This is a genomic window from Microbispora oryzae (genome assembly GCF_017896165.1).
Classification (GTDB): domain Bacteria; phylum Actinomycetota; class Actinomycetes; order Streptosporangiales; family Streptosporangiaceae; genus Microbispora; species Microbispora oryzae.
Genome location: NZ_JAFCNB010000004.1, coordinates 222,309 through 244,038 on the forward strand (window position 1 = coordinate 222,309; position 21,730 = coordinate 244,038).

Here is a 21,730-nt window from a genome sequence, read left to right on the forward strand (position 1 = left end):
GTCACCGTCCGTCGCGGGCGGGTGTCGCGGGCCCGGGAAAGGGTCCGCGAAAGGGCCCGGGAAATGGGTCGGGCACGGGGTCGGGTACAGGGCCGGGAAGGGCGCCACCGGGCCGTGGGACGAGCCTGCCGCCGTCCACCCGGATCACCCGGTCAGCGAGATCGATCATGGCGGGCCGGTGGGCCACGATGATCGCGGTGCGGCCCTCGGCGAGCCTCCTGGTCGCCTCGACCACGGCGGCCTCGCTGCGGCCGTCCAGCCGGGCGGTGGGCTCGTCGAGCAGCAGCACCCGCGCCGACGGGCGGCAGAACGCCCGCGCGAGGGCGATCCGCTGCCGCTGGCCCGCGGACAGGCCTGCCCCGTGTTCCCCGAGGGCCGTGTCGTAGCCGCGTGGCAGGTCCGTCACGAAATCGGCCGCCTGGGCCGCCGCCGCGGCCGCCCGAATCTCGCCGGGGGTCGCGGCCGAGCCGAGCGCGATGTTGTCGGCCACCGAGGCGGCGAACAGGTGCGGCCGCTGGGGCACGAACGCGAGGCGCCGCCGCCACGCGCCGGGATCGAGCCCGGCGAGGTCGGCGCCGTCCACCAGCACACGGCCCCGCAAGGGCGTCACGAATCCGAGCAGCAGGTGGAGGAGCGTGCTCTTGCCCGCCCCGCTGGGCCCCACGATCGCGACCCGTTCGCCGGGCGCGATGACGAGCGACACGTCGTCGAGCGCCGGGTCGTCGCGGCCCGGGTAGCGGACGGTCACTCCCTCCAGCCGGATCTCCGGCGGAACGGCGCGCCCCGGCCGTTCCCGCCGTTCCTGCTCTTCCCGGTGGTCTTCCCGTGCCGTCCCGGCCGCCGTGACCGGCCGGGCGGACGCGGCGACAGGCCCGGTGACGGGTTCGGCGGCGGGTTCGGCTCCGGAGATCATGGCGAACGCCTCGTCGGCGGCGGCCACGCCTTCCATCGCGGCGTGGAATCTCGTGCCCATGGCCCGCAGCGGCAGGTACGCCTCGGGCGCGAGCAGCAGCACGAGCAGGGCGGTGTGCAGGTCGAGGGAGCCCGACAGCAGCCGAAGGCCGACGGGCACCGCGACCAGGGCGAGCGACAGGGAGGCGACGAGCTCGAGCACCAGCGACGACAGGAAGGCGACGCGCAGCGTGCGCATCGTCGCCGCCCGATGGGCCTCGGCGACGTCGCGGATCACCGACACCTGGTGGCGGGCCCGCCCGAAGGCCCGCAGCGTCGGCAGGCCGCGCACCACGTCGAGGAAGTGGCCGCCGAGCCGGGACAGCGCCCGCCACTGGCGTTCGGTCACGGCCCGGGTGGTCCAGCCGACGAGGGCGCCGAACACCGGGATCAGCGGCAGCGTGAGCAGCACGATCACGGCCGTGCCGAGGTCGGCCGTGAACAGCCGGATCAGTACCGCGAGGGGGATGACTCCCGCGACCGCGACGGCGGGCAGGTAGCCGGTCAGGTACGGGTCGAGGGCGTCGAGCCCGCGCCCCGCGAGCGTGACCAGCTCGCCCGACCGGTACGCCCCCGGCCCGAGGTCCTCGAACCGCGCCAGCAGCCGGTGCCGCAGCCCGGACTTGACCGCGGTCGCCGTGCGGCCGGCGGCCAGCCCCTGCGCCCAGCCGAGCGCCCCTCGCGCGGCGACGACCAGGGCCAGGGGGAACAGGGCCACGACGGCGAACGCCCCGGACAGCACGCCGGCGAGCAGTTCGGCCTGGGCGAGGACGAGCAGGCCGGCCGCCACGGCGGACGCGAGGCAGACGGCCAGGTGGAGGCGGACGCCCGGCTCCGAGCGCGCGAACCGCAGGAGATCCTTGTGCAAGCCACGACCCCCTCAGAAGAACGACGGCAGGGCACCCCGGCCGAAGGCGCGCCACACCCACACCTGCGCGCCCACGAGAACGGGGGCGAACGGCACCACGATGACACCGAGGAACGTCAGGGTCCGATCCGGGGCCGCGTTCCCGAGCATCTCCGAGGCCAGGGCGGCCATCGCCACCACGGCGGGCAGCGCCGCGACGAGCCCGGACGCCAGCAGGGCGCGCCCGCCGCGCCGCGGGCCGCCTGTGGTGGGGTGGCCCGCGGCGGGGTCGCCCGCGGTGGGTTCACCGGACAGGCGCCAGGCGGCGAAGGCGCGTCCGTGGAAGGCGAACAGGGCCAGGACGACGACGCCCGCCGCCAGCCCCGGCAGGTCGAACGGGGCGGGGGGCAGCCCGCGGGCGACGCCGGCCAGGACCACTCCCCACGTCACGGCGAGGCCCGCCGATCCGGCCCACAGGACGGCGTCCCACAGCGTGCGCCAGGCGGCGCCGTCGGCGCGGCGCCGGAACCACAGCCCGGCGTCGCGCAGGATCCACGACAGCAGCAGGGCGACGACCACCGGATACAGCCCGCTCAGGACGCGGCCCTCCAGAACGGGGAACGCGCCGAACAGCAGCCCGGCGAGCGCGACCAGCCACACCTCGTTGGCGAGCACGAACGGCGCCATCGCGGCGACCAGCCGGTCCCGGCCCTCGCGCGACCGGCCGAGGAAGGGCAGCAGCACGCCGAGGCCGATGTCGAAGCCCTCAAGGGCGAAGTAGCCGGCCAGCAGCACGGCGAACGTGACGAACCAGAAGATGTCCATCGGGGCCTCAGAACGTGGGGGCGGGGACGGGCAGGGGGGCGGCGGGGTCGTCGGCCGCGCCGAGCGCGACCCGTGACGGGCCCCGCCGTACGGCACGGGCGATCAGGGCGTAATCGACAAGGGCGAGCAGGCCGAGCACCGTGACAAAGCCGGCGAACGACGTCGTGACGTCGGTCCTGGTCAGGCCGGGGGTGAGCGCGTCGGCCACGGTGAGCTTGCCGTACACGAGCCAGGGCTGACGGCCGACCTCCCGCGCCAGCCAGCCGCAGACGGCGGCGACGAACGGCAGGGGCGTCATGAGCATGAGGACCGGGTGGAGCCACCGCCACCGGGCGAGCAGGTCGCGGAAGAGCAGCGGGAGCAGTCCGAACATCGCGATGAGCTGCAGCGTCTGCCCGATGCCCATCATCGCGTCGAGGGCGGTGCCCGGGACGGCGCCGCCGAACTTGCCGGGCTGATACGTCTTCACCGGCTCGAACTGGGCGTACCCGAAGCCGACGACGACGAGCGTGCCGACGAACGCGGTCACGACGCCGACGCGCAGCGACCGGACGAAGAACTCCCGCTCGGCCGTACGCCGGAACAGGTGGTAGGCGCTGGCGCCGATGACCGTGAAACCGGCCGTGGTCAGGCCCGCGCCGATCACGTGGGGGAGCGCGATGACCAGGGTCGGGTTGGTGAACAGGGCTCCGGGGTCGGTGAGCGCGAGGCGGCCACCCCGCTCCACCGCGCCCGCCGGGTGCTGGAGGAAGGCGTTGGCCACCAGGACGAACAGCGCCGAGGCGTACGCGGTGACGGTGACCAGCCAGATGCACGCCAGGTGGAGCCCCCGTGGCAGCCGGTGCCAGCCGAAGATCCACAGGCCGAGGAACGTCGACTCCAGGAAGAAGGCGATCATCGTCTCCATGGCGAGCGGGGCCCCGAACACGTCTCCGGCGTAGTGCGACAGCCTGCTCCAGCTCAGCCCGAACTGGAACTCCATCACGAGCCCGGTGAAGACGCCGAGCGCGTAGTTGATGACATATATCTGGCCCCAGAACCGGGTCATCCGCTCGTGTAACGGGTTCCCGCTCAGCACATGGCGGGTGTTCATGATCGCCACGAGGGGCGCCAGCCCCAGGGTGAGCACGACGAACAGGAAGTGGAGGCTTCCCGTCACCGCGAACTGCGCCCGGGCCAGGCCGACGACGTCCATCGATACTCCTTGTGTCTGTCTACGTGTAGGCAAGCTACATGTAGACAGCCTATATATAGAATGCGGAGCATGGTGAACCGGGTTAGGCTGCCGCAGTGAACGCCGACGAGCTCCGGGGGCACATGGACGCCCTCCTCCTCGCCGTACTGGAGCACGGACCGCTGCACGGCTACGCGATCATCGAGGCGCTGCGTGAGCGGAGCGGCGGCGCCCTCGATGTGCCGACGGGCACCGTCTACCCGGCGCTGCGGCGACTGGAGCGGGCGGGCTACCTGGCGAGCGAGTGGGCGGAGGCGGGCGGCCGCAGGCGGCGGACCTACCGGCTCACCGGCGAAGGGCAGGCGGCCCTGGCGGGGGAGCGATCGGCCTGGCGGTCGTTCACCGCGGTGATAGGGAGCGTGCTGGATCCGTCACGGTGAGGGATGCGGCACGGTGAGCGCCGGCACCGCCGTGACGCGCAGGCAGCGGGTCGCGCTCCACAGCTGCCACAGGGTGAGGGCGTACGTGATCATGGAGAGGGTCACGCCGGGGGCGTAGTCGGCGAAGCCCACGGGTCCGTGGGCGGCCTTCGACAGGGCCACGCCCATCGCCGCCATGAACGGCGTCTCCAGCCAGACGAACAGCCCCAGCGCGCGGATGACGAGCACCGGCCGCCGGAGCACCCGCAGCCCCCGGCCGAGCGCGAACAGCGCGATCCCCGCCACCACCCCCGTCACCGCCTGCAGGCCGTCCACCCCGCGGGCCACCAGGTCGAACCATCCCGGCTTGGCCATCGTCACGACGGCGGACTCGGGGAACACCCGCCAGATCACGGCCCACATCAGAGCGGTGAGCGGCACGCTGAGGAAGAGCAGCGCGGCGGTCCTGCGGCCCTGGCTCAGGGCCAGCTCCCGCTGGTAGTCCGGCCTGATCTCGTCCACCGCGCCGAAATCGGCGACCGCCAGGTGCTCGGCCTCCGGGCGGGAGAGCCCCTCCTGCTCGTACGCCTCGGCCGCGTCGAGCAGGCTGTCGCGGGCCTCGGTGAGCAGGTCGCGCCTGGCGGCGCCGGGACCGCGCAGGCCCCGGCCCAGCGCGGCCACGTACTGGTCGATCACATCGGCGTCCGCCATCTTCCCCTCCCGGCCCCGGCAAGCCTATGCAGGGGCCCCGCCGGTCCGCCATGCGGGCGATCCCTGATCCGGGGTCAGGGATGTCCCCGGGTCGTCCGCCGGACGGCGCCGGGACGTTCGGCCCTGCCGCCGCACCTTCCCGCGGTGGTGTCCTGTGTCCTGAGGACGCACCATGTCGGACCATGAACGGACCATGACCACGGCCCCGATAACCTGGATCGGTCACCCCGATCCGGCCGTCGTACGCGGCGTGGACGGGTGTGTCCGACGGGGGTGGCGGGGTGCCCGGGGAAGATGTCGTGTGGACGTTTCGCCGGAGCAACACCCCGTTAATCCGGGCGCGCGACACTTGGAGTGGAGAGCGAGGCGGGACGTGAACCAGCCGAAGATCGTCGTGGGCATCAACGGATCGATCGCGTCGCAGGCCGCACTGCGGTGGGCCGCGGCCGAGGGGGCGCTGCGGGGCGCGCGGGTCGAGGCCGTGTACGCGTGGGAGTGGACGAGCGGTCTGCACGCGTACTACGCGCCCCTGTCCAAACGCACCTCGCGTGAGGACGAGCGGCGGGCCGCCATGGACGTGGCCGAGCGGGCCGTGCGTGAGCTCGGCGGTGGCGACGTGGCGCCCGTGGTCGTCGAGGGGCCGCCCGCGCAGGTCCTGCTGCGGGCCACCGACGACGCCGAGTTGCTCGTGCTCGGCACCCGCGAGGCCGAGGGCGAGCCGTACCCCGTGATCAACCCGGTGGTCTCCGCCTGCCTGCTGCGGGCGCACTGCCCGGTCGTCGTCGTGCTTCCCGGCATGACCCACGGCCGTCCGCTGGAGGGCGCGTTCGCCGGCAGCCGCGCCTGACGCCGCCGCCGTCTCGCGGCAGTGGCGCTGATCTCTCCAATTTCATGCTTTAGACATCCATAGGTCCCGATTTCACGGTCGATCCACCGTAAAGTCCGGGGGCATGCGTGCTTCCTTCCGTGCACACGCCGGTGGCCCCCCGGGCGATCCCGCATCCTTCCCCCTCCGCGCGCGGGCGCCGCGCCGGCGCCCGCGTGCGATCATCGCCGTGGCCCTGTCCGCCGTGCTCGCCACTGTGGGCCTCACCGTCGTCTCGCTCACCCCCGCGTCGGCCGATCCCGGCACCGTCGTGATCAGCCAGGTGTACGGAGGGGGCGGCAACGCGGGCGCCCCCTACACCAACGACTTCGTCGAGCTCTTCAACCGCAGCGGCGCGACCGTCTCCCTGGACGGCTGGTCGGTGCAGTACGCGAGCGCCACCGGCACCGGCGCCTTCGGCGCCAACAAGGTCGGCCTGACGGGCGGCCTGGCCCCCGGGCAGTACTACCTGGTCCAGCTCGGGGCGGGCACGACGCCGAGCGGGCCGCTGCCCCCGGCGGACGCCACCGGAAACCTGGCTCTCAGCGCCACCGCGGGCAAGGTCGCCCTGGTCCGGTCGGCCGACGGGCTCGCCTGCAACGGCGGGTCCACCCCGTGCGCACCCGAACAGACGGCCCAGATCGCCGACCTCGTCGGCTACGGCACAGCCAACTATTTCGAGGGCGCTCCCGCTCCGGCTCTGACCAACGCCACGGCCGCGCTCCGGCTCGACGGCGGCTGCGCCGACACCGACGTGAACGCGGCCGACTTCGCGGCCGGGGCTCCGGCGCCGCGCACCACGGCGACCGCGCCGGCCCCCTGTGGCGGGCCGAGCCCGTCGCCGTCGGACTCGCCGTCGCCGTCCGCCAGCCCGACGGTGAGCCCCTCGGCGAGCCCGTCCGTGAGCCCCTCCGCGAGCCCGTCGCCCAGCCCAACGGCCGCGCCGTGCGACGTCCCCGCGGACCACCAGATCGCCGAGGTCCAGGGCGCCGGTGACGCCTCGCCGCTCGCCGGGCAGACCGTCCGCGTCGAGGGCGTCGTGACCGGCGACTTCCAGCGGAGTGACCAGCAGAGCGGGTTCTACTTCCAGGACCAGACGCCGGACGCCCACCCCGCGACCTCCGACGGCCTGTTCGCCTACGCCAAGGACACGTTCCGGAACGTCGGCGTGGGCGACCGGGTGCTCGTCACGGGCAAGGTGACCGAGTTCAACGGCCTCACCGAGCTGTCCCCGGTCACCGCGGTCGACGTCTGCGGCACCGGGAAGATCAAGCCGGTCGCCGTCAAGCTCCCGAGAGCCGCCGGCACCACGTTCGAGCCGCTGGAGAACATGCTGGTGACCTTCCGGCAGCGGCTGACCCTGACCGACCACTACAACCTCGGCCGCTACGGCGAGGTGACGGTCTCCTCCGGCGGCCGCACCTTCCAGCCGACCGACCGTCCCGGCGTCGACGCGGCGCTCAACGCCCGCCGCTCGATGCTGATCGACGACGGGTCGAACGTCCAGAACCCGGCCGTCATCCCCTACACGACGCCGCAGGTCGCCCGGCTGGGCGACACCACGACCGGGGTCACCGGCGTGCTCACCTACGGCTTCGACGTCTACCGGGTCGAGCCCACCCAGCAGATCGCCTTCAAGCGGGCCAACCCCCGCAGGCCCGCCCCGCCGAAGGTGGGCGGCGACGTCCGGGTGGCCGGCCTCAACACGCTGAACTGGTTCACCACGCTGGGCTCGCGCGGCGCGGACACGGCCGAGGAGCAGCGGCGTCAGCTCGCCAAGATCGTCGCGACCGTCAAGGGCCTGGACGCCGACGTGGTCGGCCTCATGGAGGTCGAGAACAACGGCCAGACCGCCCTGCAGGCGATCGTGGACGAGCTCAACGCCCAGGTCGGCGCCGGCACCTACGCGGCGCTCGGCCACCCCTACCCGGGGAGCGACGCCATCCGGGTGGCCGCGATCTACAAGCCCGCGAGGGTCACGCCGGTCGGCGAGACCCGCTCGTCCACCGACCCGGTCTTCCGCCGCCCGCCGCTGATCCAGGAGTTCCGCCGGGCGCGCGGCGGCCAGTCGTTCACCCTCATCGTCAACCACTTCAAGTCGAAGGGCTGCGACGGCGCGGCCGGCGCCGACCTCGACCAGGGCGACGGGCAGAGCTGCTTCAACGACGAGCGGGTCCGGCAGGCGAAGGCCGTCCTCGGCCTCATCTCGTCGATGAACCTGCCCAACCCGCTGGTCATGGGCGACCTCAACGCCTACGGCGAGGAGGACCCGATCCACACCCTGGAGTCCGGCGGCCTGACCAGCCTCACCAAGAAGTTCATCCCCAGGCGCGACCGCTACAGCTACCTGTTCGACGGGCTGTCGGGCGAGCTCGACCACGCCCTCGCCGGTCACGGGCTGCTCAAGCGGGTCACCGGCGCGGCGATCTGGCACGTCAACTCCGACGAGGCGCGCATCCTCGACTACAACACGGAGTTCAACCCGCCGGCCCTGTACGCCCCGGACGCGTTCCGTTCGTCCGACCACGATCCGCTGCTGATCGGGCTGGACCTCTCCGGCGGCAAGTGATCCGCTGACGGCGCCGTCCCGGCGTCCGTCCCGCAGGAGGGGCTCCCGGCACGCCCGGGGGCCCCTTCGCGCGTCCCCACGCGCCCATGTGCCCCGAGTCCGCCGCCCAGCCGCCCCCGCGTCGCCTGGTCAGGCCGTGGGATCGACCGCGTCCCGTTTCTGCTCCGGCGGCTCGCCGGGCTTGCCGCCGACCCGGGGATGGCGCAGGTCGAAGGCCGGCCGCTCGGAGCGGATGGGCGGGATGGACACGAAGTTGTGCCGCGGGGGCGGGCACGAGGTGGCCCATTCCAGTGAGTTGCCGGCGCCCCACGGGTCGTTGACCGTGACCCGCTCTCCGCGGCGCACCGCCCACCAGATGTTGTAGAGGAAGGGCAGCGTCGAGGCCCCCAGCAGGAACGCGCCGACGCTGGAGATCTGGTGGTAGATCGTGAAGCCGTCGGCCGCGGAGTAGTCGCCGTAGCGCCGCGGCATGCCGCTCACGCCCAGCCAGTGCTGCACCAGGAACGTCATGTGGAAGCCGATGAAGAGCATCCAGAACTGGATCTTCCCCAGGGTCTCGCTGAGCATCTTCCCGGTCAGCTTGGGCCACCAGAAGTAGAACCCGCCGAACATGGCGAAGACGACTGTGCCGAAGACCACGTAGTGGAAGTGGGCGACCACGAAGTAGGTGTCGGTGACGTGGAAGTCGAGCGGGGGAGAGGCCAGGATGACCCCGGTCAGCCCGCCGAGCAGGAACGTCACCAGGAAGCCCACGCTGAACAGCATGGGCGTCTCGAACGTCAGGTGTCCCCGCCACATCGTGCCCGTCCAGTTGAAGAACTTCACCCCGGTCGGCACCGCGATCAGGAACGACATCAGGGAGAAGAACGGCAGCAGCACCCTGCCGGTGGCGAACATGTGATGCGCCCACACCGTTATCGACAGGCCCGTGATGGCGATCGTGGCGCCGACCATCCCCACGTACCCGAAGAGCGGCTTGCGGCTGAACACCGGGATGATCTCGGTCACGATGCCGAAGAAGGGCAGCGCGATGATGTACACCTCGGGATGGCCGAAGAACCAGAACAGGTGCTGCCACAGCAGCGGCCCGCCCGTCTCGGGATCGTAGACGTGCGTCCCGAGCTTCCGGTCGGCCTCCAGGGCGAGCAGCGCGGCGGCCAGCACCGGGAAGGCCATCAGCACCAGGATCGAGGTGAAGAACACGTTCCAGGTGAAGATCGGCATCCGGAACAGGTGCATGCCCGGCGCGCGCATCGCGATGATCGTGGTGATGAAGTTGACCGACCCGAGGATCGTGCCCAGCCCGGCCAGCGCCAGCCCCATGCACCACAGGTCGCCGCCCAGCATCGGCGTGTACGGCGCCCGGGAGAGCGGGGTGTAGGCGGTCCAGCCGAAGCCGGGCGGCCCGCCCAACAGCGTGCTCGACAGCACGATGATCCCGCCGAACAGGAACAGCCAGAAGCTCACCATGTTGAGCCGGGGGAAGGCCACGTCGGGCGCGCCGATCTGCAGCGGCATGACGGCGTTGGCGAACCCCGCGAACAGCGGCGTGGCGAACAGCAACAGCATGTTCGTGCCGTGCAGCGTGAAGAGCTCGTTGTAGGTTTGCAGCGACACGAACTGCATGCCGGGTTCGAGCAGCTCCGCCCTGATCACCATCGCCTCGACGCCGCCCACCAGGAAGAAGGCGAACGAGGCGATGAGGTACATGTTGCCGATCACCTTGTGGTCCGTGCTCGACAGCCACGAGGCGATGACGGTGCCGGTGCGGCGCCGCCTCGTGGCGGCGGGCCGGACGGCGTGGGTGGTCATCTGGCGGCTCCCTTCGGCAAGGAGGCCCTGCCCCGCCAGGATCGCGGGACACCAGGATCACTGGAATCGGAATGCGTGCTGTGTCGCGCTGGTTATGCCCGCTGAAGACCCGGACGAAAGGAGTCGCTTCCGTGGCGACCATCGAGGTAACCGAGAAGAACTTCAACGACATCGCCGACAAGGGCATCGTACTGCTCGACTTCTGGGCCTCCTGGTGCGGTCCGTGCCGGGCCTTCGCCCCCGTCTTCGAGAAGGCGTCCAAGGAGCACACGGACATCACGTTCGGAAAGATCGACACCGAGGCTCAGCAGGGTCTCGCGCAGGGCTTCGACATCACCGCGATCCCCACGATCATGGCGATCCGGGACGGCATCGTGGTCTTCGCTCAGCCCGGGGCACTCCCCGCGCCCGCGCTCGAAGACCTGATCACGCAGCTCCGGGCCCTGGACATGGACTCCATCCGCGCCGAGATCGCGGCTGAGAACACGGCCGGCTGAGAGCGCGGCCGGTTGAGAGGCCGTGCCCGGCGCCCGGGACGACTGGGCGCCGGAGACGGCCGGAGAACGGACGGGAGTCTCAGCTGGAGCGGTAGAGCTCCGCGACCTGGAACGCCAGGTCCAGTGACTGGCCGCGGTTGAGCCGCGGGTCGCAGGCCGTCTCGTAGCGCAGGGCCAGATCCGACTCGGCGATCTCGTGGCCGCCGCCCACGCACTCGGTGACGTCGTCGCCGGTGAACTCGATGTGGATGCCGCCCGGGTGGGTGCCGAGGGCGTGGTGGACCTCGAAGAATCCGGCCACCTCGTCGAGCACGTCGTCAAGGCGGCGGGTCTTGTGCCCGCTCGGCGCCTCGAACGTGTTGCCGTGCATGGGGTCGCAGATCCAGGCGACGTTGGCCCCGCTGGCCCGGACCTTCTCCACCAGCGTCGGCAGCGCGTCACGCACCCTGCCCGCGCCCATCCGGCTGATGAAGGTCAGCCTGCCCGGCTCGTTGTCCGGGTTGAGCTTCTCGATCAGCGCGATGGCCTCTTCGGGCGTGGTGGTCGGGCCCAGCTTCACGCCGATCGGGTTGCGGATCCGGCTGAAGAACTCCACGTGGGCCCCGTCGAGCTGACGGGTCCGCTCGCCGATCCAGACCATGTGCGCCGACACGTCGTACGGCAGGCCCGTGCGGGAGTCGATCCGGGTGAGTGCCCGGTCGTAGTCGAGGATGAGCGCCTCGTGCGACGAGTAGAACTCGACGGTGTGGAACTCCTCGGGCTCGGCGCCACAGGCCCGCATGAAGGCGAGCGCCTGGTCGATCTCGCGGGCGAGCTGCTCGTAGCGCCGGCCGGCGGGCGACTCGGCCACGAAGTCCTGGTTCCACGCGTGGACCTGGCGCAGGTCGGCGTAGCCGCCCTTGGTGAACGCGCGGGCGAGATTCAGCGTGACCGCCGAGGAGTGGTACGCGCGCAGCAGCCGAGCCGGGTCGGGGCGGCGGGCCTCGGGCGTGAAGTCGAAGCCGTTGACCATGTCGCCCCGGTAGGCCGGCAGCTCGACGCCGTCGCGGGTCTCGTTGGGCTTGGAGCGCGGCTTGGCGAACTGCCCGGCCACACGACCGATCTTGACGACGGGGACGCGCCCCGCGTACGTGAGCACGATCGCCATCTGGAGCAGCGTCTTGAGCTTGTTGCGCACGTTCTCGGCGGTGGCTCCGGCGAAGGTCTCCGCGCAGTCGCCGCCCTGCAGGACGAATGCCTCGCCCCTCGCGACGGCGGCCATGGCACCCTTGAGCTGGTCGCACTCGCCGGCGAAGACCAGCGGGGGCAGCGTCTGCAGCTCGGCCACGACCTTGTCGAGCTCGCCCCGGTCCGGCCAGTCCGGCTGCTGGGCGGCGGGCAGGTCACGCCACGTGTCGAGGTTGGATACGCTCACGGGATCCAAGGTTATTGCACCAGGTGGGCTTGTCACCTCTCACGTGTCCACGTGTTGAGATCGCCTCACCCGGGGCAGCCGCACGTGCTCGGGCAGGACGCCGAGTCCGACCAACCGGCGGGTCGCCAGGCGCACCGGCGGCAGCCCGGCCAGCACGGCGGCCAGCCGAGACGACCGGGCCCGCAGCGCCCGGCCGATCAGCGCGTCCTGCACGATCCGCTGCGCCGTCTGGGTGATCGCCGTCGCCGGCGCCCGGCGGCGCTGGACCCGGGCCAGCAGCGCCTCGGGCGCGGCGCCGTGCCGCAGGGCCGGGCCGACGATGTTGGCCGCGGCCACCGCGTCCTGGACCGCCAGGTTGATGCCCACCCCGAAGACCGGTGACATCGCGTGCGCCGCGTCCCCGATGAGCAGCAGGCCCGGCAGGTGCCAGCGGCGGAGGCGGTTCAGCGCCACCTGGAGCACCCCGACCTCGTCGAAGCCGCCCAGCGTCTCCAGCCGGTCCTCGACGAACGGCAGCAGCCGGGCGACGCCCGCGCGGAACGCCCCGACGCCGCGCCGCCGGAGCCGGGCGAAATCGCCCTTCGGGATGACGTAGGCGAGCTGCCAGTACGTCTCCCGGTTGATCGCGACCATGAGGGCGCCCCGTGACACCCGCAGGACCCATTCGTCCGGGTCGCCCGCCGAGCGGGGGAGCCGGAACCAGACGGCGTCCATCGGCGCGCCGAACTCCCGCGGCCGCAGCCCGGCCAGCCGCCGCACGTCTGAGCCGCGCCCGTCGGCGCCCACGGTGAGCACCGCGTGGATCTCGTGCTCGGCGCCGTGCGGGTCGCGGTGGTCGCGGTAGCGGACGCCCCGCACCGTGCCGTCCTCCCACAGCAGCCCGGTGACCTCGGCGTTCATCAGGAGCCTGAAGTTCGGATACGCGCTCGCCTCCGACGTGACGAGGTCGAGGAAGTCCCACTGCGGCACGAAGGCGATGTACCGGTACTTCCCGTGCAGCCCGCGCAGGTCGGCGATCGGCGTGATCCGGCTCTCGTCGGTGTGCAGCCACAGGGTGTCCGCCTTCCGGTGCGGCAGCCGGTGGAACGCGGCGGCCAGCCCGAGCTCGTCGAGCACCTGCAGCGTCGAGGGGTGGATGGTGTCACCCCGGAAGTCGCGCAGGAAGTCTGCGTGCTTCTCCAGAAGGGTCACGTCCACGCCCGCCCGGGCGAGGATCAGGCCGAGTACGGCTCCCGCGGGCCCGCCGCCCGCGATCACACATGTCGTCCGCATAATTCATCACCCGCTGAAATTATCTCACGGGCCCTCCGGCGACCCGACGGCGGGTTTGGGCCTTCCGCCCTCGGGGTCCCGGCGCTACCGTGGTGATCACTGCTGTGGACTCTGGGGGTTCGTCATGCGTGGTGACGTTTCCGGCCGCCGGGCACTGCTCCGCCTTCCGGCGGCCGTGCTGGCTCTTTCGCTCGTGACGTCGCTCACCGTCGGAGCGCCCGCCGCGGTCGCGGCCGTGGCCGACGACGAGCCGCACACCGGCAACGGGTGCGGATCTCCGTCGCTGACGCTGGACGCCTGACTCACCGGGGCCGCCGCCCCCCACTTCGGGCGGGGACGGCGCCGGAGCGCCCCGTGAGCCGCGTCCGCGTGCGTGCGGGGCGGCGGGCAGGACGGGGTGGGTGTGCGGTCCTCAGATCCCGGCTCCGGCCTCCAGGCGGGCGGGCGGGGCGCGCAGGACGTCGAGGGAGCGCGCGAGCGCCCGGGTCGAGAGGTCGCGCACGCGGGCGTACGACTCCTCCGGATACTGCCGGGGGCCGTTCTCCACGAGCATGACCAGGTAGAGATAGACCCGGTAGAGGGCCATCTTGACCATGTCGGTGCCGGTGAGCTCGATGACGCCGCCCGCCGCGCGGTAGCCGGTGAGGATCGGGTCGTCGTCGCGCAGCTCCCCGAAAAGTGTTGGCGTGACGAAGTCGGCCAGCGGGTCGCCCCAGAAGGCCCTCTCGTGGTCGATCACCGCCTCGATCCGCCGGCCGTTCCGCCCGGGGGCCGTCAGGAAGACGTTGCCCGGCCAGATGTCGAAGTGCACGAGCGCGGGGACCGGAACCCCGTCGAGCGCGTCCGCGTTCCGGTGGACCAGGCCGGCGATCTCCACGATCGACGCCGGCAGCGGCGTGTTGTAGCGCACCGCGTCGTCGAGCATCGCGCCGATCATGACGAGGAAGGCCTCCCGCCAGCTCCGGCCGGTCAGCCCCGCGTACGGGTAGCCGAAGACGTCGGACGCGGAGACCGAGTGCAACGCCGCGAGGTGACCGCCCAGCTCCGACCGGAGTGAGGCGTTCTCGGACGGCGTCAGCTCGGTGCGGTTCCAGGGAACGCCCTCGAGCGCCGAGAGGATCAGGTAGTCGCCTTCGAGCAGCGGGTCGTCGAATCCCGCGTGGATCAGCGAGGGCATCGGCAGACCGGTGGGCGCGGCCAGGTGGTAGACCATGGCCTCGGTCCGCAGCAGATGCCGCTCGTAGTTCAGCAGGCGCAGGCCGGGCGGCGGCCCGGCCTTGAGCACGACCTGGCGTCCGTCCTCCAGGTCGAGCCGCCACACGGCGTTGGCGAAGCCGTCGGTCAGTTCCTCGGCGTTCACCACTCCGGCTCCGACCGCGTCCAGGGCGAGCGCGTCGAGCTGGGCGGACGACAGCCGCCGCTTGGTCCTGCTGTCCAAGTCAGCCTTCCCCCGCCGCGCCGAGGGCCGCGATGGTCCAGGTCGCCTCGTGCTTGTCTCCCGGCTGCAGGACGATCAGGTCGGTGCCCGAGTTGAACGCGTCGGGCGGGCAGGTCATCGGCTCGACCGCGAGACCACGGTGGCCGAGGCCGGTGCCGGTGCACACCTGGACCCACGGCATCGCCGTGGCGTCCCAGCTGATCTCGACCCCGCCCTCGGGGCCGCGCACCCGCACCCGGCCGGTCTCGACCTCGGTGTACGCGTGATCGATCGCCGTCTCGCCGATCCGGCGCGGCGCGCGGAAGTCGTAGGGGGTGCCGTCCACGGCGACCGACTCGACGGGGGCCAGGGACTCGTCGGTGAGCAGCACCCGCGAGGCGGGCAGCTCCAGCTCGTACTCGCGGACGTCGGGGCCGGCCAGCAGCCACGGGTGGGGCCCGCAGCCGTACGGCGCCGGGGAGTCGCCGATGTTCTGGGCGGTCAGCGTGGTGGTGAGCCCGTCGGCGGACAGCGCGTGCCGCACCTCCAGGGCGACCCGGAACGGGTACCCCTCGGTCGGCTCGACGGTGGTCGTCAGCCGGACGTGCCCGTGCTCGTCCTCGACCGACAGCACCTCCGCGCACTCCCAGGCGCGGTCGGCGACGAGACCGTGCAGGGCGTGGCCGCGGTCGGGCTCGTTCACCGGCAGCCGCCGGCGCTCGCCGGCGAAGACGTACGCGCCACCCACGACCCGGTTGGGCCACGGGGCCAGCATGACGCCACTGTAGAGGGGGATCGGGCCACCTTCCGGCCAGCTCGTCACCAGGTCGCGGCCGCCGTGCCGGAGCACGCGCAGGGCGCCGCCGAACTCGCTGGCCACGGCCTCGTAGGGGCCGCCGAGAAGCGTCAGATTGGGCACGGGGAGTCCTCTCGCTCGGACGTGCCATCACAAAAAATTGGCTGATTTCGCCATGTAACAGGGACTTTAGCCCAGCTCACCGATGTGATCGACACCGGCCCGGATGGGGTGGGAGCGCTCCCAACGCCGGTAAATTACGACTTCGCGCCCCGAGCGTCAACCGTGTCAGCGAATATCTGGAACGCGGGGCCCGGCATCCATTAAATGACCGTTCCAGAGGAATGGGAATGCCGAAAAACAGCGCGAAAACGGCTCTGGCCCCATCGGCCGGAATGAAACTTTCATTTCCCAGCATGCGCCGGCCGTGCCGGACCCCGCGCACGCCGAAGACCCGAGGCGCGGCTCTCTCCGCGGACTTTCACCCGGCCTTCCCTGCGGCCTTCTCCCGGACTTGCCACGGCCTTCCCATGGGCACGCCGGTCTTCCCACGGACCTCCTACAGGGATGACACCTGGGGTTTCCGCGAGGATGACACCACGGGGGAGCGGGGGGGTGCCGCGCGGCGCGGAGCCCCCCGGCTCAGGTCCGGGCGCGGGTCACCGCAACTCGCCGCTTTTGACGACGTCGCGGTACCACAGAGCGCTGTCCTTCGGAATACGCCGCTGGGTCGGGTAGTCGACATAAACGATGCCGAATCGCTGGGTGTATCCCTCGGCCCACTCGAAATTGTCGAGCAGCGACCAGACGTGGTATCCCTCCACGGCGGTGCCGGCCTTCATGGCGCGGTGCACGGCCGTCAGGTGGTCGCGCAGATAGGAGATCCGGCCCTCGTCCCGCACCCGCCCGTCCGGCCCGGGGGCGTCGAGGGTGGGCAGGCCGTTCTCGGTGATGACGATCGGCACCTTGGGATAGTCGGCGGTGAGACGGACCAGGATGTCGTACATCCCCTCCGGGTAGACCTCCAGCCACTCCGCCTGCGTCCGCGGGTGGAGGAAGACGCGCTCCCCGGCCCCGTCCACGAAGATCGGCGTGTAGTACTGCACGCCGAGCAGGTCGACGGGCTCGCTGATCGCGGCCAGGTCGCCCTCGCGGATGTGGTCGCGCATGGGGCCGCGCTCGGAGATCCAGTCCAGCGTGTCCTCGGGGTAGCGGCCCAGGAAGATCGGGTCGAGGTAGAGGCGGTTCTCCAGGCCGTCACGCCACCGGGCGGCCTCGTGCGCCTCGGGGCTGTCGTCGGCCGGGTAGGTGGGGTGGAGGTTCAGGGCCGGCCCGATCCGCCGTCCGGGATGCCGCTCGTGCAGGACCCGGGACGCCAGCCCGTGGGCGAGCAGCAGGTGGTGGCAGACCACGAAGGCCCGCGCGTCGTCCTCGACCCCAGGCGCGTGCGTGCCGAACCGGTACCCGCAGTCGACGACCGTCTTGGGCTCGTTGATGGTGAGCCAGTCGCGCACGTGCAGGGCGTCGAACACGATCTCGGCGTAGTCGGCGAAACGGAAGGCGGTGTCGCGGTTCTCCCAGCCGCCCAGGTCCTGGAGCGCCTGCGGGAGGTCCCAGTGGAAGAGCGTCGTCGCCGGCCGGATGCCCCGCTCCAGCAGCGACTCCACCAGCCGCCGGTAGTAGTCGAGCCCCTTCTGGTTGGGCTTGCCGGCACCCGTGGGCTGCACGCGCGGCCAGGAGATCGAGAAGCGGTAGCTGCCGAGGCCGAGGTCGGCCATCAGTTCCACGTCCTCGCCGTACCGGTGGTACTGGTCGGCGCCGGGCTCACCGGTGTCACCGTTCTGGACCTTGCCGGGGGTGGCCGAGAACGTGTCCCAGACGGATGGGCCCCGTCCGTCCTCCGCCGTGGCGCCCTCCACCTGGTAGGCGGAGGTCGCCGCACCCCACACGAAGTCGTCCGGGAACCGCAGGGCGTTCATGAGTCTCCTTTATGTGGCGTCCGGGGTGTCTCGCCGGCTCGCCGGTGAGCCGCGTGGGACGGCACGGCCACGTCGTACCGCGGCCTCGGGCTCCGCGGCGTTCGGGTGAACGCGGAGACCCGGGTCTCGAGCACGATGGCCTCCTGGGCGGACGCATGCCGGTGGGAGCGCTCCCAAGACTGTAGGAACGGCATGTGCCGCTGTCAACACCCCCGACGCCGTTTGGGCGGTCTCGCCTGTCGGTGACATCGTGTCGCCCCAGGTGGACGCGGTGGAGGCGCGGCTATGCGGGGCCCGCTTCCGTGAATGTTTCGGGGCATGCGCCCGATCGTTTCAGTGGGAGCGTTTCCGCCGCCGGAGGCGTACATCGGAGCGTGTAGGCCGCGTGTACGCCGCCCCCGCCCGCCCCCACTAGCGTCGCCCGCACGCGCTTCCGCCCGACCGTGGAGGGACATGGGCTACCTGCTCGTCGCGTTACGGCTGCTGACAGGGATCGTCTTCGTCGTCTCGGCCGCCGGAAAGCTGCGCGGCCGTGACGCGTACGCGCGGTTCCGGGCGGCGACCGCGGGCCTCGCCCCCGGACTGCCCTCCGGACCGCTCGCGGCGGCCGTGGCGGGAGGAGAGGTCGCGGTGGCCCCGCTGCTGGCCTGGGGACCGGCCGTCCCTCTCGGCTTCGGTGTGGCGTGCGTGCTGCTCGCCGGATTCACCGTGGGGATCGCGTTCGCGCTCCGCCGGGGGGCACGGCCGTCCTGCCAGTGCTTCGGCGCGTCCTCCGTGCCCATCGGCCCGGTCGATCTGGCCCGCGACCTGCTGCTCCTGGCCGTGGCGGCCTCCGGCGGCCTGCTGAGCCTCACGGCCGGGGGGCCGGAGGCGCTCGCCGCGCCCGGGCTGGCGGTCGCCGCCCTCGCCGCCGCGTCGGCGGCGCTCCTGGTCGTGCACGCGGCTGAGATCGCCGGTCTGTTCACCGGCTCACCCTGAGCCGGCCCCGCTCGCCACCCGTCACGACCGGAGATCTCATGCCCTTCCTGATCGCCCTCGTCGCCCTGCTCGCCGCCGTGTGCCTCACCGACCTGCTGCTCACGGTCGGCGTGATCCGGCGGCTGCGCGTGCACTCCGAGCTCCTGTCCGGCTCCACCCGGCCGCAGGACGACCCGGTCATGGCCCCCGGCGGCACGGTGGGCCCGTTCTCCGCGGTCACCGTCGGCGGGGTGGAGATCTCCGACGCGACGCTGCCGGTCCCGGCCCTGGTCGGGGTGTTCTCGCCGGGCTGCCCGGCATGCGCGGAGCGTCTTCCGCTGTTCGCCGAGCGCGCCCGCGCCTTCCCCGGCGGGCGTGAACACGTCCTCGCCGTCCTCACCGGCACCGAGCCCGAGGTGGCCGCGGAACGGGACGCCCTCGTGGGAGTCGCGCGCGTGGTGATCGAGCCGCCAGGCACCGGTGTGTCGCGTGCGCTGCGGGTGCGCGGATTCCCGTCCTTCGCCCTCCTGGGCGCCGGCGGCACCGTGCTGGCCAGCGGAGTCACGCTCGACGTCCTCGACGACGCGCCCGCGACCGCGTGAACGTGGCGGAGAGCGGCGGCGCCCGCGGCCTGCGCGGCGCCGCCGCGGCGCTCGCGCTGGCGTGGACCGCGGCCAGGTGGCACACCTTCTTCTTCGTCGTTCTCAGCGCGACGTCCGCGGCCGTCCCCCTGGTCGCGGCGTGGGGGACGAAGCTCGTCCTCGACGACCTCGACACGGGCGGTGCCGGCGTGCGGAGAGTCGTCCTGCTGGGGGTCGCGCTCGCGGTGTGCGCGCTGCTGTCGGCACTCGTGCCGCAGGCCACGCAGTACGTGCGGGACGAGATCGGCCGCCGGGCGAGCCTGGTCGCGCAGGATCGCCTGTTCCGGGCGACCGAGCGGTTCGTCGGGCTCGCCCGGTTCGAGAATCCCGAATTCCTGGACCGGATCCGGCTCGCTCAGCAGCACGGCGGGATCACCCCCGCGCTGCTCGTCTCGGCCACCCTCGGCGTCGTCAGGGCGACGCTGACCGGGGCGGGATTCCTCGTGTCCCTGCTGACGATCAACGTGTGGACGGCGCTGGCGGTGGTCGTCGCGACGGCGCCGTCCCTGTTCGCCGAGCTGGGGCTGTCGCGCCGCCGCGCCGCGATGCTGTGGCGGATCGGCCCGGCCGAGCGCCGGGAGCTGTTCTTCGGCGAGCTGCTGCTCAACGTGCAGGCGGCCAAGGAGCTCCGGTTGTTCGGGGCCACGGCCCATCTGCGCCGGCTCGTCGGCGGGCAGCGGCGGGCGGTCAACGCGGAGCGGAGCAGGACCGACCGGCGGGAGCTGGTGGCGCAGGTGCTCACCGCGGTCCCCGCCGCGCTCGCCACGGGAGCCGGCCTGCTGTGGGTCCTCGTCTCGGCGGCCGGCGGAAAGGGCGGCATCGGAGACGTGTCGCTCTTCGTGGCGGCCGTCGCCGGCGTCCAGGGCGCGGCCACCGGCATGATCGCGGAGCTGGTGGCCGGCCACCAGCAGATGCTGCTGTTCGGCCACTACCTCGCGGTGGTGGGCGCGCCCCCCGACCTGACGGTCCCGCCCGCACCGCGCGCCCCGGCCCCGCTGCGCCGGGGCGTCGAGTTCAGGGACGTGTGGTTCCGCTACTCGCCCGGCCACGACTGGGCGCTGCGGGGACTCGACCTCACGATCACCTGCGGCCGGGCCCTGGCGGTCGTCGGGCGGAACGGCGCGGGCAAGAGCACCCTGGTCAAACTGCTGTGCCGGATGTACGACCCGGAGCGAGGGGCCGTCCTGTGGGACGGCGTCGACATCAGGGAGCTGGATCCGGCCGGGCTCCGCGCCCGGATCGGCGCCGTCTTCCAGGACTACATGCAGTACGACATGACGGCGGCCGAGAACATCGGCCTGGGCGACCTCGACGCTATGGGCGACCGGGCCCGGATCGAGGACGCGGCCCGGCGGGCCGGGGCGCACCCGAGCGTCGCGGCGCTGCCCCGCGGCTACGACACCCTGCTGTCGCGGATCTTCTGGGAGCAGGGCGAGGACGGCGCCGGCGACAGCGGCGTCCACCTGTCGGGCGGGCAGTGGCAGCGGCTCGCGCTCGCCCGGGCCTACCTGCGCGGCGAGCGCGACCTGCTGATCCTGGACGAGCCCAGCTCGGGCCTGGACGCCGAGGCGGAGCACGAGATCCACCGTGGGCTCCGGGAGCACAGACGGGGGCGGACCAGCCTGCTGATCTCACACCGCCTCGGGGCCGTACGCGACGCCGACGAGGTGGTGGTCCTCAACGGCGGCCGGGTCGCCGAGCGCGGGACCCACGACGGGCTGATGGCCCGCGGCGGTCTGTACGCTCACCTGTTCGGCCTGCAGGCCGAGGGCTACCGCCCCGAGCGCCTGCCGGAGCCCCGATGACCTCCCTGCCGGCGGCCGTGGCGATCACCGCGGTCACGGCGGCCGCCGTGACCGGGGCGGTCGCGATGTCGGCTCGGCGCGTCCTGCTCGTCGTGGAGATCTACGGGCGCAGCATGGAGCCGGCCCTGCGGGCGGGTGACCGGGTCCTGGTGCGGCGCCGGGACCCCGCCCGGATCCGGCCGGGGGACGTCGTGGTGCTCGCCGGAGTCGGACCGGGGGCGGGGCTGGAGTCCTCGGGGAAGATCCTCATCGTGAAGCGGGCGGTGGCGGTGGCGGGCGACCCGGTCCCTCCCGGGTTCGAGTCCTTCAGCGAGGCGCGGGTGCCGCCCGGGCGGCTGCTCGTGCTCGGCGACAACCCCGCCGAGAGCACGGACTCGCGCCAATGGGGCTTCCTGCCGTTGGACAGGGTCAGGGGCGTGGTCCTGCGGCGGATGGCGCTCTGACCGCGGCCGTACAGGCGGGCGTGTATCGGCGCGGTATGCCGGTCGTCGGCGGTCCTCGTAGCGTCCGGGACAAGGGGCGAAGACAGAAGGAGGACATGATGACAAGAGGTATCCGCGGCCTGGCCGACCGCATGGTGGCCCGGCTGGTCCCCACCGTCAGGGCCGGGGCCATCAGTTGTAGCAGCGACTACAGGGGAGCCTGCTGGGTTCGCACCTGCTGCACGGGAGCCGAGGTCCCGGGAGGCGTCTACTGCAGTGGGTTCTACTACTACTGCGGCTGATCCCGGCGAATGGCCGATGACAGGGCGCGCGGAAGGATCGGGGCGCGCCCTGTCT

The 21,730-nt window shown here is 72.4% G+C and carries 20 protein-coding genes; 10 read left to right on the top strand and 10 right to left on the bottom strand.

Features of this window, described 5'->3' with window-relative positions; genetic code table 11:
• Nucleotide 1 precedes the first annotated feature (1 nt).
• The 3 genes from cydD to JOL79_RS09710 are packed head-to-tail and all read right to left on the bottom strand — an operon-like array spanning nt 2 to nt 3,818.
• Nucleotides 2-1,819, bottom strand: a complete 1,818-nt coding sequence (gene cydD, locus JOL79_RS09700; protein ID WP_210155384.1) for a thiol reductant ABC exporter subunit CydD — start codon at nt 1,817-1,819, stop codon at nt 2-4.
• Between the two features lie 12 nt (nt 1,820-1,831).
• Nucleotides 1,832-2,623 (bottom strand): cytochrome d ubiquinol oxidase subunit II, encoded by a 792-nt coding sequence (locus tag JOL79_RS09705; protein ID WP_210155385.1) that lies wholly within the window; start codon nt 2,621-2,623, stop codon nt 1,832-1,834.
• Nucleotides 2,624-2,630: 7 nt separating this feature from the next.
• Nucleotides 2,631-3,818 carry a cytochrome ubiquinol oxidase subunit I gene (locus JOL79_RS09710; protein WP_210155386.1) on the bottom strand — a complete coding sequence of 396 codons (1,188 nt, stop codon included), beginning with the start codon at nt 3,816-3,818 and terminating at the stop codon, nt 2,631-2,633.
• Between the two features lie 95 nt (nt 3,819-3,913).
• On the opposite strand from JOL79_RS09710, the gene JOL79_RS09715 reads away from it, so the two are divergent.
• Entirely contained in the window at nt 3,914-4,237 is a 324-nt protein-coding gene (locus JOL79_RS09715) for a PadR family transcriptional regulator (protein WP_210155387.1), read from the top strand.
• Here JOL79_RS09715 and JOL79_RS09720 read toward each other — a convergent pair.
• Complete coding sequence (locus JOL79_RS09720) at nt 4,229-4,927, bottom strand: permease prefix domain 1-containing protein (protein WP_210155388.1); 699 nt, start codon at nt 4,925-4,927, stop codon at nt 4,229-4,231. The two genes, JOL79_RS09715 and JOL79_RS09720, sit on opposite strands and share 9 nt — an antisense overlap.
• A gap of 373 nt (nt 4,928-5,300) precedes the next feature.
• On the opposite strand from JOL79_RS09720, the gene JOL79_RS09725 reads away from it, so the two are divergent.
• Both JOL79_RS09725 and JOL79_RS09730 read left to right on the top strand, forming a co-directional pair.
• Nucleotides 5,301-5,774, top strand: coding sequence for a universal stress protein (locus JOL79_RS09725; RefSeq protein ID WP_210155389.1), 474 nt, complete (start codon nt 5,301-5,303; stop codon nt 5,772-5,774).
• A 208-nt stretch (nt 5,775-5,982) separates the two neighbouring features.
• Nucleotides 5,983-8,361: an ExeM/NucH family extracellular endonuclease gene (locus tag JOL79_RS09730; RefSeq protein WP_307848442.1), complete on the top strand. Its 2,379-nt coding sequence runs from the start codon at nt 5,983-5,985 to the stop codon at nt 8,359-8,361.
• 129 nt (nt 8,362-8,490) lie between these two features.
• On the opposite strand, the gene ctaD is transcribed toward JOL79_RS09730, so the two are convergent.
• Entirely contained in the window at nt 8,491-10,173 is a 1,683-nt protein-coding gene (gene ctaD, locus JOL79_RS09735; protein WP_210155391.1) for an aa3-type cytochrome oxidase subunit I, read from the bottom strand.
• A gap of 131 nt (nt 10,174-10,304) precedes the next feature.
• Between ctaD and trxA the strand changes: the two genes are divergently transcribed.
• On the top strand, nt 10,305-10,670 hold the full coding sequence (trxA, locus tag JOL79_RS09740) for a thioredoxin (protein WP_210155392.1): 366 nt from the start codon (nt 10,305-10,307) through the stop codon (nt 10,668-10,670).
• A 79-nt stretch (nt 10,671-10,749) separates the two neighbouring features.
• Here trxA and JOL79_RS09745 read toward each other — a convergent pair whose 3' ends face one another.
• Together JOL79_RS09745 and JOL79_RS09750 are read right to left on the bottom strand one after the other, a co-directional pair.
• The gene (locus JOL79_RS09745) at nt 10,750-12,084 is read right to left on the bottom strand and encodes a class II 3-deoxy-7-phosphoheptulonate synthase (protein ID WP_210155393.1); all 1,335 of its coding nucleotides are present in this window, start codon (nt 12,082-12,084) and stop codon (nt 10,750-10,752) included.
• A 39-nt stretch (nt 12,085-12,123) separates the two neighbouring features.
• Entirely contained in the window at nt 12,124-13,356 is a 1,233-nt protein-coding gene (locus JOL79_RS09750) for an FAD-dependent oxidoreductase (RefSeq protein ID WP_210155394.1), read from the bottom strand.
• Nucleotides 13,357-13,480: 124 nt separating this feature from the next.
• Here JOL79_RS09750 and JOL79_RS09755 point away from each other — a divergent pair, with 124 nt between their 5' ends.
• Complete coding sequence (locus JOL79_RS09755) at nt 13,481-13,657, top strand: hypothetical protein (RefSeq protein ID WP_210155395.1); 177 nt, start codon at nt 13,481-13,483, stop codon at nt 13,655-13,657.
• A gap of 111 nt (nt 13,658-13,768) precedes the next feature.
• Here JOL79_RS09755 and JOL79_RS09760 read toward each other — a convergent pair whose 3' ends face one another.
• From JOL79_RS09760 to JOL79_RS09770, 3 genes are all read right to left on the bottom strand, one after another.
• On the bottom strand, nt 13,769-14,794 hold the full coding sequence (locus JOL79_RS09760) for a phosphotransferase family protein (RefSeq protein WP_210155396.1): 1,026 nt from the start codon (nt 14,792-14,794) through the stop codon (nt 13,769-13,771).
• Nucleotide 14,795: 1 nt separating this feature from the next.
• Entirely contained in the window at nt 14,796-15,692 is an 897-nt protein-coding gene (locus JOL79_RS09765) for an aldose 1-epimerase family protein (RefSeq protein WP_210155397.1), read from the bottom strand.
• A 536-nt stretch (nt 15,693-16,228) separates the two neighbouring features.
• On the bottom strand, nt 16,229-17,548 hold the full coding sequence (locus JOL79_RS09770; protein WP_210155398.1) for a GH1 family beta-glucosidase: 1,320 nt from the start codon (nt 17,546-17,548) through the stop codon (nt 16,229-16,231).
• 453 nt (nt 17,549-18,001) lie between these two features.
• On the opposite strand from JOL79_RS09770, the gene JOL79_RS09775 reads away from it, so the two are divergent.
• The 5 genes from JOL79_RS09775 to JOL79_RS09795 all read left to right on the top strand — a co-directional run bounded on the left by JOL79_RS09775 (nt 18,002) and on the right by JOL79_RS09795 (nt 21,675).
• Nucleotides 18,002-18,526: a MauE/DoxX family redox-associated membrane protein gene (locus JOL79_RS09775; protein WP_210155399.1), complete on the top strand. Its 525-nt coding sequence runs from the start codon at nt 18,002-18,004 to the stop codon at nt 18,524-18,526.
• A 38-nt stretch (nt 18,527-18,564) separates the two neighbouring features.
• Nucleotides 18,565-19,107: a TlpA family protein disulfide reductase gene (locus JOL79_RS09780; protein WP_210155400.1), complete on the top strand. Its 543-nt coding sequence runs from the start codon at nt 18,565-18,567 to the stop codon at nt 19,105-19,107.
• A 2-nt stretch (nt 19,108-19,109) separates the two neighbouring features.
• Nucleotides 19,110-20,951 (top strand): ABC transporter ATP-binding protein, encoded by a 1,842-nt coding sequence (locus tag JOL79_RS09785; protein ID WP_307848443.1) that lies wholly within the window; start codon nt 19,110-19,112, stop codon nt 20,949-20,951.
• On the top strand, nt 20,948-21,394 hold the full coding sequence (locus JOL79_RS09790) for a S26 family signal peptidase (protein WP_210155401.1): 447 nt from the start codon (nt 20,948-20,950) through the stop codon (nt 21,392-21,394). Before JOL79_RS09785 ends, JOL79_RS09790 begins: the two co-directional genes overlap by 4 nt.
• A 98-nt stretch (nt 21,395-21,492) precedes the next feature.
• On the top strand, nt 21,493-21,675 hold the full coding sequence (locus JOL79_RS09795) for a hypothetical protein (RefSeq protein ID WP_210155402.1): 183 nt from the start codon (nt 21,493-21,495) through the stop codon (nt 21,673-21,675).
• The last annotated feature ends 55 nt before the right edge of the window (nt 21,676-21,730 follow it).